General features: G+C 39.3%; 18 protein-coding genes and 2 pseudogenes. 18 read left to right on the top strand and 2 right to left on the bottom strand.

The features are described from left to right. The first annotated feature begins 16 nt into the window (after positions 1 to 16). The 8 genes and pseudogenes from motA to JOD03_RS04375 all read left to right on the top strand — a co-directional run bounded on the left by motA (position 17) and on the right by JOD03_RS04375 (position 4,767). On the top strand, positions 17 to 820 hold the full coding sequence (gene motA / locus JOD03_RS04405) for a flagellar motor stator protein MotA (RefSeq protein ID WP_204589626.1): 804 nt from the start codon (positions 17 to 19) through the stop codon (positions 818 to 820). After that, positions 801 to 1,637 carry a flagellar motor protein MotB gene (locus tag JOD03_RS04400; RefSeq protein ID WP_338032429.1) on the top strand — a complete coding sequence of 279 codons (837 nt, stop codon included), beginning with the start codon at positions 801 to 803 and terminating at the stop codon, positions 1,635 to 1,637. The genes motA and JOD03_RS04400 overlap by 20 nt, the downstream gene beginning before the upstream one ends. A 4-nt stretch (positions 1,638 to 1,641) precedes the next feature. Next, positions 1,642 to 2,058: a flagellar basal body-associated FliL family protein gene (locus JOD03_RS04395; protein ID WP_204589624.1), complete on the top strand. Its 417-nt coding sequence runs from the start codon at positions 1,642 to 1,644 to the stop codon at positions 2,056 to 2,058. 53 nt (positions 2,059 to 2,111) lie between these two features. Next, entirely contained in the window at positions 2,112 to 2,396 is a 285-nt protein-coding gene (gene flgM / locus JOD03_RS04390) for a flagellar biosynthesis anti-sigma factor FlgM (RefSeq protein WP_204589623.1), read from the top strand. Next, a complete protein-coding gene (locus tag JOD03_RS04385; protein WP_204589622.1) occupies positions 2,393 to 2,773 on the top strand; it encodes a hypothetical protein in 381 nt (126 codons plus the stop codon). The genes flgM and JOD03_RS04385 overlap by 4 nt, the downstream gene beginning before the upstream one ends. A gap of 14 nt (positions 2,774 to 2,787) precedes the next feature. Further along, a pseudogene (gene flgK / locus JOD03_RS13755) lies at positions 2,788 to 3,561 on the top strand (flagellar hook-associated protein FlgK); the annotation flags it as partial. Positions 3,562 to 3,795: 234 nt separating this feature from the next. Continuing rightward, positions 3,796 to 3,948: pseudogene (locus JOD03_RS13905) on the top strand (flagellar basal body rod C-terminal domain-containing protein); the annotation flags it as partial. Between the two features lie 15 nt (positions 3,949 to 3,963). After that, positions 3,964 to 4,767: a flagellin N-terminal helical domain-containing protein gene (locus tag JOD03_RS04375; protein WP_204589621.1), complete on the top strand. Its 804-nt coding sequence runs from the start codon at positions 3,964 to 3,966 to the stop codon at positions 4,765 to 4,767. A 45-nt stretch (positions 4,768 to 4,812) separates the two neighbouring features. On the opposite strand, the gene JOD03_RS04370 is transcribed toward JOD03_RS04375, so the two are convergent. Continuing rightward, positions 4,813 to 5,640: a flagellar hook-basal body protein gene (locus tag JOD03_RS04370; protein ID WP_204589620.1), complete on the bottom strand. Its 828-nt coding sequence runs from the start codon at positions 5,638 to 5,640 to the stop codon at positions 4,813 to 4,815. A 15-nt stretch (positions 5,641 to 5,655) separates the two neighbouring features. Further along, the gene (locus JOD03_RS04365) at positions 5,656 to 6,480 is read right to left on the bottom strand and encodes a flagellar hook-basal body protein (RefSeq protein WP_204589619.1); all 825 of its coding nucleotides are present in this window, start codon (positions 6,478 to 6,480) and stop codon (positions 5,656 to 5,658) included. 249 nt (positions 6,481 to 6,729) lie between these two features. On the opposite strand from JOD03_RS04365, the gene flgB reads away from it, so the two are divergent. The 10 genes from flgB to JOD03_RS04315 are packed head-to-tail and all read left to right on the top strand — an operon-like array spanning position 6,730 to position 14,712. Continuing rightward, positions 6,730 to 7,128, top strand: coding sequence for a flagellar basal body rod protein FlgB (gene flgB, locus JOD03_RS04360; RefSeq protein ID WP_204589618.1), 399 nt, complete (start codon positions 6,730 to 6,732; stop codon positions 7,126 to 7,128). Between the two features lie 5 nt (positions 7,129 to 7,133). Beyond that, positions 7,134 to 7,571: a flagellar basal body rod protein FlgC gene (gene flgC, locus JOD03_RS04355; protein WP_204589617.1), complete on the top strand. Its 438-nt coding sequence runs from the start codon at positions 7,134 to 7,136 to the stop codon at positions 7,569 to 7,571. Between the two features lie 12 nt (positions 7,572 to 7,583). Beyond that, positions 7,584 to 7,883 carry a flagellar hook-basal body complex protein FliE gene (gene fliE, locus JOD03_RS04350; protein WP_204589616.1) on the top strand — a complete coding sequence of 100 codons (300 nt, stop codon included), beginning with the start codon at positions 7,584 to 7,586 and terminating at the stop codon, positions 7,881 to 7,883. A 24-nt stretch (positions 7,884 to 7,907) separates the two neighbouring features. Next, positions 7,908 to 9,524 (top strand): flagellar basal-body MS-ring/collar protein FliF, encoded by a 1,617-nt coding sequence (gene fliF, locus JOD03_RS04345; protein WP_204589615.1) that lies wholly within the window; start codon positions 7,908 to 7,910, stop codon positions 9,522 to 9,524. Between the two features lie 11 nt (positions 9,525 to 9,535). Beyond that, complete coding sequence (fliG, locus tag JOD03_RS04340; protein ID WP_204589614.1) at positions 9,536 to 10,558, top strand: flagellar motor switch protein FliG; 1,023 nt, start codon at positions 9,536 to 9,538, stop codon at positions 10,556 to 10,558. Continuing rightward, on the top strand, positions 10,551 to 11,291 hold the full coding sequence (locus tag JOD03_RS04335) for a FliH/SctL family protein (protein ID WP_204589613.1): 741 nt from the start codon (positions 10,551 to 10,553) through the stop codon (positions 11,289 to 11,291). Before fliG ends, JOD03_RS04335 begins: the two co-directional genes overlap by 8 nt. Beyond that, a complete protein-coding gene (locus JOD03_RS04330) occupies positions 11,260 to 12,579 on the top strand; it encodes a FliI/YscN family ATPase (RefSeq protein ID WP_204589612.1) in 1,320 nt (439 codons plus the stop codon). Before JOD03_RS04335 ends, JOD03_RS04330 begins: the two co-directional genes overlap by 32 nt. A 2-nt stretch (positions 12,580 to 12,581) precedes the next feature. After that, entirely contained in the window at positions 12,582 to 13,028 is a 447-nt protein-coding gene (locus tag JOD03_RS04325) for a flagellar FliJ family protein (RefSeq protein WP_204589611.1), read from the top strand. After that, positions 12,985 to 14,250, top strand: coding sequence for a flagellar hook-length control protein FliK (locus tag JOD03_RS04320; protein WP_204589610.1), 1,266 nt, complete (start codon positions 12,985 to 12,987; stop codon positions 14,248 to 14,250). Before JOD03_RS04325 ends, JOD03_RS04320 begins: the two co-directional genes overlap by 44 nt. 12 nt (positions 14,251 to 14,262) lie before the next feature. Beyond that, complete coding sequence (locus tag JOD03_RS04315; RefSeq protein ID WP_204589609.1) at positions 14,263 to 14,712, top strand: flagellar hook capping FlgD N-terminal domain-containing protein; 450 nt, start codon at positions 14,263 to 14,265, stop codon at positions 14,710 to 14,712. Positions 14,713 to 14,725 lie beyond the last annotated feature (13 nt).

Genomic DNA, 14,725 nt, shown 5'->3' with positions numbered 1-14,725 from the left:
GAAAGAGGTGTCAGCAATGGATCGCACATCATGGTTTGGTTTTATATTTGCCTTTGTTGTCTTAGTCGGTGGATTGATATTGAAAGGTTCAAGTCCTGCAGTTTTATTGAATGGAGCAGCGCTTGTCATCATATTTGCTGGGACACTTGCTTGTATTTTAATTGCATTTCCCATGGATGAATTCAAAAAAATCCCGAAATTGTTCGGAATTATTTTTAAAGAATCCTCTACATACTCTGTAAGAGAATTAATTCCACTATTTTCTCAATGGACTGTTATAGCCCGTCGTGAAGGTCTTTTAGCGCTTGAGAATGCAAGTGAGGAGACTGACGATGAGTTCTTGAAGCGAGGGCTTCGTATGGTAGTCGATGGAGAGTCACAGGATATGATACGAGATTTACTTGAAGAAGACATCGCGGCGATGGAAGAACGTCATGCAGTTGGGGCTAAAATCTTTACTCAAGCTGGTACATATGCGCCAACACTCGGTGTACTAGGAGCTGTTATCGGACTTGTTGCAGCGCTGAGTCACCTAGAAGATGTAGCGTTATTAGGAAAGTCTATTTCAGCAGCCTTTATTGCAACACTGTTCGGTATTTTCTCTGGTTATGTCATGTGGCATCCATTTGCTAATAAACTAAAACAGAAGACAGCAAAGGAAGCTCAGATTAAGCAAATCATGATAGAAGGTATACTTGCGGTTCAAGAGGGGCTACCTGCTCGCGTTGTCGAAGAAAAGCTAAAGACTTACTTGCCTTCTAAAGAGCGCGATTTGAAAGTGGAAGGAAAAGCCAAAGTAGGTGAAGAAGTTGAAGCGTAAAAAGAAACATGATGAACATATAGATGAATCTTGGCTCATTCCTTACGCGGATATTTTGACTCTCCTACTTGCCCTATTTATTGTTCTCTTTGCTTCAAGTCAAATCGATGCGAAGAAGTTTGAAGCAGTTGCAGAGTCATTTGCTAGTGAACTTAGTGGAGGAACTGGAATTTTAGATTCGAATTCACCAACTGATTCAGAAGATGATGGAACGTCCTCTGAGATTCCTTCAATCGTTGATGAGGAAGCTATAGAAGATGATACAGAAACTGAGCCCGGTGCAGGTGGAACTTCTGATACGGAGCTAGAAGGAGAAGATTTGTTCTCGGCTGTACAAGATCAGCAAGAACTTGAAGAGATGGAACAAGCTCTGCTTAATTTTGCGGATGAAGCAGACTTAAACCCACCGCTTACAACTGAAATCGATGATAGAGGATTGATTGTGAAGATTGGAGAAGGAATATTATTCGAATCGGGTAGTGCTGATTTAAGTTCCCCTGCTGCGACAATTGCTAGAGAGCTATCGCAAATGTTTGAGTCGGAAGTTTCGCGTACTGTCTACATTGAGGGGCACACTGATAATATTCCAACAGACAAAAGGCAATATGCAACGAACTGGGAATTAAGTTCAGCTCGTGCCATTAATTTCATGAAAATTGTTTTGGAAAATAAAGACTTAGATCCAAGACTCTTTAGCGCTACAGGGTATGGAGAATACCGACCAATTGCTTCAAATGATACAGAAGCTGGACGAAATGAAAATCGCAGAGTAGAAATTGTAATTTCTCGATTTGTAGAGCAAACTGCAGGGGAGTAGAATAATGAAAAAAATAATACTAGTAGTTCTTATCGCATTAGCCCTGCCTATTGGTGGATACTTTGGATATGGCTACTATCAAGAGAAGCAAGTTGAAGCGAAAGCAGCAAAAGAGATTGAAGAAATCGCGCTAAAGCGTTTTTTGACTGACACAATTACAACAAACCTTGCTTCTAATGAGTTTGCGGTAGTTCAGTTCGCAATTGAATTAGACAAAGTTGAAGGTAGGGAAGTATTGGATAACTATGCTCCTGAAGTGCGAGCCGCAGTTATCTCTACTATGACAAGTCTCGAGAGACAAGAACTGCAGGGAGAGCAAGGGCTTGAAACACTTGAGAGCCGGATGAAAGAAGCCGTGCAAGAGATTATACCAAGCGAAAAAGTTGTTCGTGTCATGGTGACAGAATTTAAAGTACAATAAAAGCTAAACAAACTGGTGAATCAGCCGATACTTTAAGTAAGGTGGTGAAGGAAATGAATGTAGAGAAAACCGGGAATTTTCCCCAAGTTCAATCATATAATAAGGCGCAAAAAGTTCAGCAGGTAAAACCGACCTTGGCGACAACTGGTGAAGATCACGTTCAGATTTCTAGCCAAGCACAGGAGATGTTTCATAAAGTTTCGCAGGCAGCTGTTCGACAAGAGAAGGTTACTATGATTAAACAACAAATTGAAGAGGGAACCTACAAAATCGACACAAAGAAGATTGCTACAGATATAAGTGATTTTTGGTTTGGAAAACAAGGAGAATCAAAATGAGTGATGTAGGAAATCAATTACTTGCTCTTGTGAAACAATTAGTAGAATTAGCCATTGAAAAAGAACAGGCGATAACCACAAGAGAATTAGAGAGGTTAGAAACCTTAAATAAACAAGAACTTACTATTCTTAAAGAACTTTCTACACTAGAAAAACAGCAAATTCTTCCTCAGCCAGATGAAGTTATAGTAGAAATGCAACGTTTTCAGAAACAGCTTCGAGAGCAGTTAAAAACTAATCAGCAATTATTAGAAGATGCGCTGCAATTTACCCGGTATTTACTTGGACAAATTACAGAACAGAATGAATCCCAATCGTATCAACCAGGCAATCAAGCAACTCCAGGACGTTCAGTTGCATTTGATTTTAAAGCCTAGTAGGAGGACAAAAGATGTCTACGTTTCACGGACTTGAAGTTGGAAAGCGTGGCATTACGACTGCCCAAACACAATTAAATACAACGGGTCACAATATGACGAACGCTGCTACTCCTGGCTATTCTAGACAAAGTGTAGGTGCTACTTCTTCGACGCCTACCCAAGTTTTCACTACTCAATCACCTAATGGCCAATTAGGCACTGGTGTATTAACGGATTCCATCACTAGATTACGTGATCAATTTCTTGATAGTAAGTTCTGGGGGCAATCTGCACAAGCAGGGGACTTATCAATGCAAGCATCCGCATTAGGTGAGCTTGAAAAGCTAATGCAAGGCTCAAATGATGGAAACATGCAAAAAGCCATGCAAGATGTTTGGGATGCCTGGGAGACTGTCATTACAAATCCCAATGACTCAGGTTCTAAGGCAGTACTGAATGAGCGATTTAAAAGTTTTGTAGAAACTGCTTCACATCTAGAAAATGAAATAAATGCAATTGAATCAAGATTAAATGAACAGGAAGTTGTTACACGGGAGCAAGCAAATTCTTTACTCATCTCAATTTCTGGGTTAAATGATGTGATTTATCGTTCAGGAGGAAAAGATAACGATGCGATGGATCAACGAGATCGATTGATTGATCAATTATCTGGATTAGTTGGACTTCGAGTAACTCCTGGTGAAAAAGGAATGATTTCACTCCAACTGCAAAATGGGATTGGATTGATTGCTGGCAAAGAAATCCTCAATTCATTTACATCTACTACCCAAGTTGATTCTGGAGCTCTAGCAGGAATTAGTAAAGTAAAAGAAACTATCGCTGCATTTAAAAACAATTTACAAGAATTAAATGTTAGCTTTACAGCAGCATCAAATCCACTTTCTAGTCAAAGTTCAACTAGGGTAGAAGAGCAAAAAGAGAAGCACCATCAACTATGGCAAGGAATGATTGGCGAACTTGGAACAAGAACAAATAGCTTAAATCGTGCACGAGATACTGCGATTCTTGCAAAAAATGGAACAGAACAAGATCGTCAATCGGTTATGGGTGTTTCTCTAGATGAAGAAATGTCTAACTTGATAAAGTATCAGCATGCCTATAATGCAGCGGCTCGATTAGTCTCAACAACCGATCAGCTTCTTGATACAATTATTAATCGAATGGGCGTATAGTGAGGAGTATTTAGCATGAGAATAAGTCATCAAATGTTACATAACCAATCAACACAGCGTATTCAACAGAATATGGTGAGAATGACGGAAACCTTTGCACAAGCTTCAAGTGGGAAAAAGAGTCAGCGTCCCTCAGATGCACCTGGTGAAACTGTCCAATCGATGAAATTGAAGCATCAGCTTGCTGATTTAGAGCAGTATAAAAAAAATCAAGGCCAAGCGGAACTCTTTCTAGATGAAGTCGATAATAAACTTCAATCCATGTCGGGCATTATGCAACGTATCAACGAACTAGGTATTCAAGCAAACAATGATGCTTTGTTTAAAGGTGAGCGAGATATTATAAACAATGAATTGACTGAGCTCACAACTGAACTACAGTCTATTGTAAACTTTGAAGTTAACGGCGAAGCTTTATTTACAAAAGATCAGCCAAAGGTCATTCAAGTGGCGAAGGGAACATCATTAGAGGTGACTTTACCAGTAGATAATGCAATTGGAGATTTATTTACTACGCTTGCTGATATGAAAAGTAATTTATCTTCTAATCAGTATATTGATCTTGATGCATTGAAAGCTGCAACTGACCAAATCACAGACGTTTTAGCAGTGGCAGGCGCCAGGAAAAATCGTCTGGAATCTATTCAAAATCGTTTAGAAGACACGAAACTTGAACAAACGAAAAAACTTTCATCCATTGAAGGTGTCGATATGGCGGAAGTGCTAACACGTCTGAAGAGTGAAGAAGCTACTTACCAAGCAGGATTAGCAGCAACAAGTCGTTTGTACTCGGCATCACTAGTGGATTATTTAAAATAACATCAAATAAAAAGGCCGAATTGCTTACTTGCAATTCGGCTTATTTTATTTATTTATTGTATTGATAAGACCCCGCATATCATCTGCAAATGAGATTGCGCGACTAGTAGATTGTATCAATCGTTGCGTTGCAATCATTTCCGTAGTTTCCGAAGTCATGTCAACATTGGATTGTTCTAGAGCGCCTTGTGTTACTAGTCCTGCACGGGCATTCCCATTTAGACGAGTAAAACTACCATCAGCCGTCATCTGCTGTAAATTTCCTATAAATGAGTAACGATTCACGCCATTCTCAACGATAGTAGAAGGACGGTCAATTTGCGTTAGCTCAAGAGTATAGGTAACAGCTGGCTTTGCCTGATTCTTAAACCTTGCTATTACTTGCCCTTGATCTGTGATTTGTAGAGAATCTAAATCTTCATCAAACCGCAAAGGTTGCCATGATATATCAAGTAAACGATCACCTGAGCCTGTTACTAAGTAGTTAAATCCATCTTGTGGATTGAAAGCGACATCTAGATTTCCGCTTCGAGAATAATAAGAAGTATCTCCAGCGCCTACACTGAAAAATGTATTCTTCTGCATTAAAGCGATGTCATATTGACGATTTGTAGTCTTAATACTACCCTGTTCACTTAATGTAGTTGTTCCCATATGTACAACGCCATTACCTAAACGAAGACCATTTGGAGTAGCACGCCCAGTCTCATACCGACCTGCTTGCATAGTCATGGCACTTGTTAGCGCATCAGAGAAGAGTACATCTTGTCGTTTGTATGCTGTTGTATCTAGGTTCGACATATTATGTGCAATCGTATCCATTTTTTGAGTAAGTTGTTTTAACGATGACGTTGCAGTATGTAATTGAATCATTGTCTGCTAGCTCCCTTATACACGTCCGATTTCCGTCACTGCTTTTTGCATGCTTTGATCATATGCTTGTATTACTTTTTGATTCGATTCGAATCCTCGATATGTTTTCAGCATATCCGTCATAATTCGTGTCATGTCCACGTTGGATTGTTCAAGAAATCCTTGTGACACTAACGGACTTCCTGTACCAGCGATTGCTGAAGTGCTAGCCAGTACTGGTGCATTTTCAGCAGCCCCTTCATAACGCAGTAGACCAGATCCTTCTTTAACAAAAGAAAGAGGATCTGAAGCGTATCCAATCCAAAGAGAGTCAGAAATAACTCCATCGATTTCTAACAAACCTTGATCGTCCACTTTAAAATCTAATGACGATAATTGAATCTGCTCTCCAGCTCGATTTAAAACTCGATCACCAGCTGCTGTTCTTAAAACCCCAGTTTGATCAACGACGAACTGACCATTTTGGGTATAGCGAATTTCATTATTTGCAGTTTGCACTTGAAATACAAGAGTTCTCCTTTGATTTGTCTGGGAATCCTGAGGAAGAAAAGAACTTTGTAATGCAAAATCAGTAGTATTTGCAGTTTGTTTTAAAATACCTTGCGTAAATTGTGGGATAGCCTCTTGGGCATAAGTGCCAACACTCAACGTTCCAGCATAATTCGCATTTGAATTTGGACCGCCCATTTTTTCAATCAACTGTTGCGGGAAGGTTCGAAAGGTCGTGATATCACTCTTGAATCCTGGGGTAACAGCATTCGACAAATTATTTGTCAATATTTGTTGTTGTCGATTATAGGCCATCATACCTGAAGTAGCGGCATACAAACCTCGAAACATACTCAATCCCCTCCATAATCCTATACATTTACAATTTTCGAACTCTATAGACCAAATAATAGCACAAATAATCTGCAAAAATAGGCTTTTTTTCACACAAACCTAATTTTTGTGATAATAGTCCTAAACTAATTTTAAATTATTTATGTTACTATTCATCTTGCAATGTTACAAATAAATTAAAAATCGACAACATAGAATTACAAAAATAGGACTTTTTCTAAAAAAGCGTAGAAAGGATCGATTTGAATGAACCTTTTTTCACCTATAGTCAGTCAATTGGAGAACGGAATACATACTGCTGCATTAAAACAAAAAACCCATGCCTCTAATATTGCCAATGTCGATACACCTAATTACAAAGCACAAAAAGTGTCATTTAAGACTAATCTAGATCAACACCTTCAATCAAATCAATTAACAGCAATTCGAACAAACTCTCAACACCTCTCTTTCTCAAATGAACTAGCGAATGGTTTGAAAGTAGAGATAAATCAAAGTACACAGCGACAACCTAACGGAAATAATGTCGATATCGATGTTGAAATGGCTGAAATTGCGAAAAATCAATTGTGGTATAACGCGCTGACAGAACGGATTAATGGGAAGTTTTCAAGTCTGCGATCTGTGATAAATGATGGGAAGTGAATTAGTTGAGCTTATTTAGTGGTATGAATGCAAGTGCATCGGGATTAACAGTAAATCGCTTGCGAATGGATGTTGTATCCTCGAATATTGCAAATGCGGAAACGACTAGAGGCAGTATTGTAGATGGAGAATGGGTACCGTATAGAAGAAAAATTGTTGAATTACAAAGTTTTCATCAGCAGTTTTCAACTGCCCTCAATGGGAGGTCGGTTACAACAGGTGTGACTGTCGATCGAATAAAAAATGATGAGAGTCCATTCCAACAAATCTTTGATCCAGAACATCCAGAGGCAAATGAAGCGGGATATGTACTTTTACCAAATGTTGATCCATTAAAAGAAATGGTAGATTTAATGTCTGCCACTCGCTCATATGAGGCAAACGTTACAGCGTTTAATGCTTCTAAAAGTATGTTTATGAAAGCCTTAGAAATTGGCAAATGAGGAGATACATAAATGAATCCACTAACAGGGACCACTGAAACCACATTTTTAAATCCAACTTTTTTTAAACCAGCAGAAGCGAAAATCGCTGGTGCTGGTTTTCAAGCTTTCTTGCAACAATCCATTCAACAGGTAGATCAGGCACAAAAAGTTTCGGATCAGATGACAGCAGGCCTAATTAGTGGCCGAGTTGAGAATGTTCATGAAGTAATGATAGCTGCTCAAAAAGCCAGTCTTTCATTGGACCTTACAATGCAAGTCCGAAACAAAATGGTAGAGGCCTATCAAGAAGTGATGAGAATGCAAGTCTAGACAAAGGTAGGTCGTGACATACATATGAAAGAACAATTTGCACAAATTCAACTAAAGGCACGAGAAAGTTGGAATGCGATTCCTCCGAGAACGAAAAAGTTAGGAATCATCACATTTTTAATCTCCTTATTACTTTTATCGGTCGTGTTATTTTTTCTAACAAGAACATCCATGACAGTACTTTATAATAATTTGACTCCTGCTGAGGCTGGAGAAGTGAAAGCTGCAATCGAACAAAGAGGGATTCAAGTAGAGGTAGCAGCTGATGGAACTTCATTGAGCGTCCCACGTGAACAAGTGAATGAATTGAAATTAGCTCTTGCTGCTGAAGGAATTCCTAGAAATGGTAGTGTGAATTACAGTATCTTCAGTGAAAATATGGGCATGGGAATGACAGATCGCCATTTTGATGTAGTTGAGCGAGATGCCATGCAAACAGAAATCTCTACACTTATAAGACAAATTGATGGTGTACAAGATGCAAATGTAATGATTACGCTTCCAAAAGAGTCAATTTGGATTACTGAAGAGACGAAGACCGCTAGTGCATCTGTAGTATTACGTAGTAGCCCTGGTTTTTATTTAGAGCAGAGCCAAGTGAATGGTCTCTACCACTTAATTAGCAAAAGTGTTCCAAACCTTCCTGCTGAAGAAATTGTGATTATGGATCAAAATGGACAAGTCTATGAAGTTCAAAATGAGGGGCAAGCGAATACAACCTTATCTATTTATCAGCAGCAAAGGGAAGTACGAAAAGGTATTGAAACAGATATCCAACGTGAAATTCAACAAATGCTAAGTATGCTAATGGGACAAGACAAAGTGATTGTCTCTGTAACTGCAAGTGTAGATTTTACAACGGAGAGAAGAGAAGAAAATTTAGTACAAGCTCCTATTGAAGAAACAAATGAAGGTTTAGATATAAGTGTTGAACGCATTGTGGAGTCTTACACAGGCGAATCAGGACTCGATGAGGATGCAACAGGTACTGGGGAAGGGGAAATTCCTAATTTTCCAGGAGTTGACGGTGCGGAAACAAGTGATTCTGAAAGAACAGAAGAACGAATCAATCGTGAAATTAATCGCATTCAAAGACAAATTGAAAAAAATCCATATATCATCGACGATTTAACAATCAATGTGGGCATAGAACCACCGATTGCCAATGACCCTACAAGTCTTTCACCGGAACTTGTAGGTGAAGTTCGAGGGATTGTTTCTAATGTGGTAGCAGCCTCTCTAAGCCTAAACGAAATACCACCAGAAGAACTTAATGTAGACGAGCGTGTGACAGTTTTTGCAACTGAGTTCTTAGGAAAACAAGAGGTTGCAGTGGAGGAAAACCCACTCACTCTATCTAGACTTCTACAAAATCCGTATGTATTTATCGTAGGTGGCGTTTTATTATTTGCATTAGTTGTTGTGGCGTTCATTGTTATAGCTCGTATACGCAAACGTAAAGAGGAAGAGTTCTTTGATGAGATGGAACAAGAGGCTTTAGTACAGCTTGAAACAAAAGTTGCTGAAGAGTTGGCAGTGGAAACACGTGTGAATCCGAAGCGTGACATGATTGAAAAACTGGCAACTACACAACCAGAAGACTTTGCGAAATTATTAAGAGCATGGATGACAGATAAGTAGGGAGTGATTTTATGACCACACCATCGCCAACGACCAAACAATTAAAAGGAATTCAGAAGGCTGCTATCTTAATGGTCGGATTAGGGCCAGACTCATCTGCTGAAATATTTAAACATCTTTCTGAAGCAGAGATTGATTTACTATCCATTGAAATTGCTAAAGTTCGACATTTGAGAAGTAGTCAAACACGACATGTGATTGATGAATTCTATGAAATTATGATAGCTCAAGACTATATGGACGAGGGCGGAATAGACTACGCTCACGAAGTTTTAGAGAAAGCACTTGGTAGTGAGAAGGCAAAAGAAGTTATTACACGAATTACGACTAAATCGCGACCAAAACCTTTCCAATTTGCGCGAACGGTTGATACACATAGTCTTTTCATAGCACTTCGGGACGAGCATCCCCAGACAATTGCAGTGGTGCTATCTCAACTAGAAACTTTAAAGGCGTCAGCGATTTTATCACTACTAGATAATCCAAAGCGTTCTGAGGTTGCAAAGCGTGTTGCAACACTGACACCCCCAGCATATGAAATTATTGAAGAAATTGAACGTGTAATTGAAGCGAAATTATCCACAACTAGCCTAGGCAAGATGAGAGATTATGATGGTGTGGATTCAATTGTGACAATGCTAAATCAAGTGGATCGCGCAACTGAGCGATCAATTCTTGAAAGCCTTGAAGTACAAGATCCACTCTTAGTCACAAAAATACGTCAGAAGATGTTCATATTTGAAAATTTACCACTCTTAGATGCCAGGTCTCTTCAACGTGTTATGCAAAATGTTCAAGATGAAGATCTTATTAAAGCATTAAAAGTTACTGAAGAAGAGATTCGTGAAGTATTACTAAAATCTATTTCAACTCGACGGGCAGAAACTGTTCTCGAGGAATTAGAAATGACTGGACCAATAAAGTTAAAAGAAGTAGAAGAAGCTCAAGGAGCCATTGTAGCGATTGTACGACAATTGGAGCAGAGTGGAGAAATCACGATTACAAGACCTGAAGGAGATGAAGTCATTGGCTAACTTCATTCGACTACCTTCTACCCCAGAACTTTCTCGTCCAATCCCTGTTCCATGGCAGAACCAAAGCGCTACTTCTCCACTTGATCAAACAATTAGCGTGGATAAAGAAAGACAAGAGTTTCTTGAATCATTAGAGGAAGAAAAAAAAAGGATACTCGCTGAAGCGTTGCGTGAAGCGGAAGAGCAATGTGAACAGATTAAAAAAAGTGCTTGGGAAGAAGGGTTTGCCTCCGGGATGAATCAAGCTAAGCAAAATGCAGACACACTTCTAAAAGAACAAGCGAATAACTTAGCTGAGCTTCAAAGAACGATTTTAAGTGAAAGAAAACGCTACATTGTTAGTGCTGAGCGGCAACTTATTGAACTTGCTCTATCGGTTTCAAATAAACTCGTTGCGAATTATCTGAGTGCATCTTCTTCTAATGTTGTACACGTAGTGAAACAACATCTACAAAGAGTTGAAGATACGCAAGAGATTACCATACATGTTTCATTGGAAGATTTTAATGCTATCCAATTACAAAGAGAGGAATTAGAGAGTATTCTTCCGCCGTTCACGCCACTAGTAATTCTACCAGTGAAGGAATTATCGAGTGGAGACGTCATTATTCATACGCAAGCGAGCCGTTATGATGCACGAATCGATAGCCAGTTAGCGGAGATTAAAAATCATTTAGTGAAACTAAGTGAGGAGAATGCCTATGAGTACATGGAATCCAACACTCTATCTTGATGCATTACAGTCCATTCAACCCACAACAAAGCAAGGGAAAGTCGTTCAGGTAATAGGTTTGACTGTAGAGTCATTAGGTCCACATGCCACGATAGGTGAGGTTTGTCTCATATATCCGAGCGAATTTGCAACACCTGTAGAAGCAGAAGTTGTAGGCTTTAGAGAAAATCGATTGATGCTCATGCCATACGGTGACCTATCCCAAATTGGTCCAGGTTCCCTTGTAGTGTCGACACACCGAACACTTGAAATACCAGTGGGACGAGGACTTTTAGGTGCTGTAATTGATGGTTTTGGAAGACCTTTAGAAAGCTCTCGTCCAATGGCAGGTTTGGTTTATACACAGACTGACAGAATGCCTCCTTCTCCACTCACACGACCTAGAATAGATAAACCTTTAGAGTTAGGTGTAAAGGCGATAGATGGATTATTAACAGTTGGTAAAGGTCAACGCATTGGTCTTTTTGCAGGAAGTGGAGTAGGCAAAAGCACACTGCTAGGTATGATAGCTCGGCAAACAGAAGCTGAAATTATTATTATTGGCCTAATCGGTGAGCGAGGACGAGAAGTTCGTGAATTTATTGAACGTGATTTAAGTAAAGAGATGCGAGAAAAATCAGTTGTGGTTGCAGTAACGTCCGATCAATCTCCACTTCATAGGATAAAAGGTGCCCAAACTGCAACAGCCATTGCAGAATATTTTCGGGATCAAGGCCACCAAGTATTATTGTTAATGGATAGCGTTACGCGATTTGCTATGGCACAGAGGGAGCTTGGATTGGCAATTGGAGAGCCACCCACAACAAAAGGATATACACCAAGTGTTTTTACAAAACTGCCTCAATTACTTGAGAGGTCAGGAACGGCAGAGAACGGAACAATCACAGCAATTTATACAGTTTTGGTTGATGGGGATGATTTCAATGAACCGATCGCAGATGCTGTGCGTGGAATTTTAGATGGACATATCATCTTAAGTAGAAAAATTGCTCAAAAAGGATTATTTCCTGCAATAGATGTGACAGCGAGTGTGAGTCGTTTAATGGATGAAATCACCGACAAATCGCACCAATTGGCTGCTCAAAAATTAAAGAGGTTTTTATCTATTTATCAAGAGGCGGAAGATTTGCTAGCCATTGGTGCATATAAGCCTGGTGGACAGCCTGAATTAGATGATGCTATAGCTCTTTATCCATCAATTAAAGAATTTCAATTACAAGATCGGCATCAACCATCTGCTTTCAATGAAACGGTGGATAACTTAATTTTACAATTTGGAGGGAATTGATTGTGACTTTTTCCTATAAGTATCAAAGAATTGTAGATATAAGAGAAGTTCAACAAAAGGCAGTTGAACTTGAAGTACATGAATCACGTACACAACTTTCAGCAGTTGAATTGAGTAAACAAGAAATTATTGATGACTTGCATACGCTTTACAACGAAAAAGAGCAAAAACAATTAATGGGCATTCGTGTACAAGAGCTTCAAAATTATGAAGCTTATCAGCTTTACATTTCTAATAAACTAAAGGTTACTCAAAATAGCTCTGACCAGTTAAAAAATCAATTAGTTTTAAAAGAAGAAAGGCTTCTCACCGTTTCTCAGGAAACAAAAAAGTGGGACCGTCTTAAAGAAAATGCATACGCCACTCATAGTGAACATCAAAAACAACTTGAACAGAAAGCGTTAGATGAACTTACAACAACTCGTTTTCAACTATCTGGAACTAAGTAGGAGGAATGAAATGAAAGTTCTGCAAACGGAATTCATGTTTTCTGCATCTGAACCCAAAATAGTGAGTTTGAAAACTTCTTGCACACCATCTAGTCCATTTCATCAATTATTCGAAGCTCTTCAACAAAATGAGGGGGTTCTTGAGGAATTGAAGAATGAAATTTTAGATGATGAAATCAAATCTACTCTTTCAGTGAAAGTGAGTAGGGAAGTTCATACAGAAGTTGCCGAACTGTTAGAAGATTTACCCACTATAGAGGAGCGACCTTTACTCGAAACTCCCTTATATGAAAGTCGTCAACAAGCGATATCAATGCCCATTCAAACTATGCCTTGGCTACCCAAAGGGCTCATAACATTGCCGAAAAATCCAATTCCAAAAGCATTAGGTGCAGTTGAAGATGACTTTAAGTCAATTCCTATAATGTTACCAAAAAGTAGAGCGGATTCATTGGTGGATAGTGAGGGTTTATTTAAAATCGAAGACCCAGGCAGTGAAATGCAGTCAACACTTGAACGAGTAAATGGTCAACCGCTTTCAGGCATTTTAAAAGAAGTAGCTGGCATTCCATTTCCTCCTAAGAAGACTGTAGCACCTGATGATTTTAAAATAAGCTCACAGCAAGAACTTGTGAGTAAGCATGCAATCAGTGAAAGCTCAGAAATTTTTGAAGAGCCAACTTCACTTGGTGATAGTAATTCGGAGCATTTGGTAGAAAGTAAGAAAGATATTTCACTAGTATTGTCTCCTGAATCTACAAAACTGGTTGAAAGACTTAGCGGAAAGTCGTCTGTTCAGTCGAAAGAGTTTGAACCGCTGCGAACAGAGCTAACAAGATTCCTAATGTCACCAATTCGAGATTCAATTACTTCGGTGAGTTCTCTTAGAGTTCAAGTCTTCCCTGAACACCTTGGACATATTGATTTATTGGTGTCCGTTGAAGAGGGGGCAGTGCGCGTGCAGTTAGCTGCCTCATCACTACATGCAAAGGAAGCAATTGAACACCAGTTACCTCAACTAAGACAAGCACTTTTCGATCAAGGAGTTTTAGTCGAAAGTATCGATATTGAATGGCGTTCAGAAAAAGAGTCTACCAAACAAAATTCTCACCAGAGGGAATCATCAACGGGTCAGGAACAATCACTAGTACATCGTGAAGAAGTAGACAACACGAAAACATCACAACATGAAGAATCATCCGGAATTGATTATAGCGTGTAAGGGGGTGACGAGATGAATATTACGACTGTAAACGGGACAACGACTTACCAAGCAACAGACACAAAAACTAGTGGTACTCAAGGGTTAGGGCAAGATGCATTTATGAAAATTTTGATTGCCCAGTTACGTAATCAGAATCCTCTCGAGCCAATGAAAGACGCTGAATTTATTGCCCAGATGGCACAATTCACAAGCTTAGAGCAGCTAACTGCGTTAAATAAAACCATGACATCTTATACAGAAAAAATGTCTGGTGGGACTATGGCGGACTATGCAGAGATGATTGGCAAACAGATTTCATGGAAAAATGCCGACACTTCTCAAGTTGAAAGTGGCGTCGTTCAGTCTATTGTCAAAGATGAAGGGAAGTTCTATGCAACATTGTTAGAAGGCGATGCACGCATTGATTTATCCACTGTTACATTACTTCAAGCCGCTCCTATCACGGACACTACTACATAAAAGGGGAAATGAC

The organism is Chryseomicrobium aureum (genome assembly GCF_016909155.1).
GTDB classification, from domain to species: domain Bacteria; phylum Bacillota; class Bacilli; order Bacillales_A; family Planococcaceae; genus Chryseomicrobium; species Chryseomicrobium aureum.
Note: the sequence above shows the minus strand (reverse complement) of the source record. Positions and strands in the feature narration are given on the sequence as shown.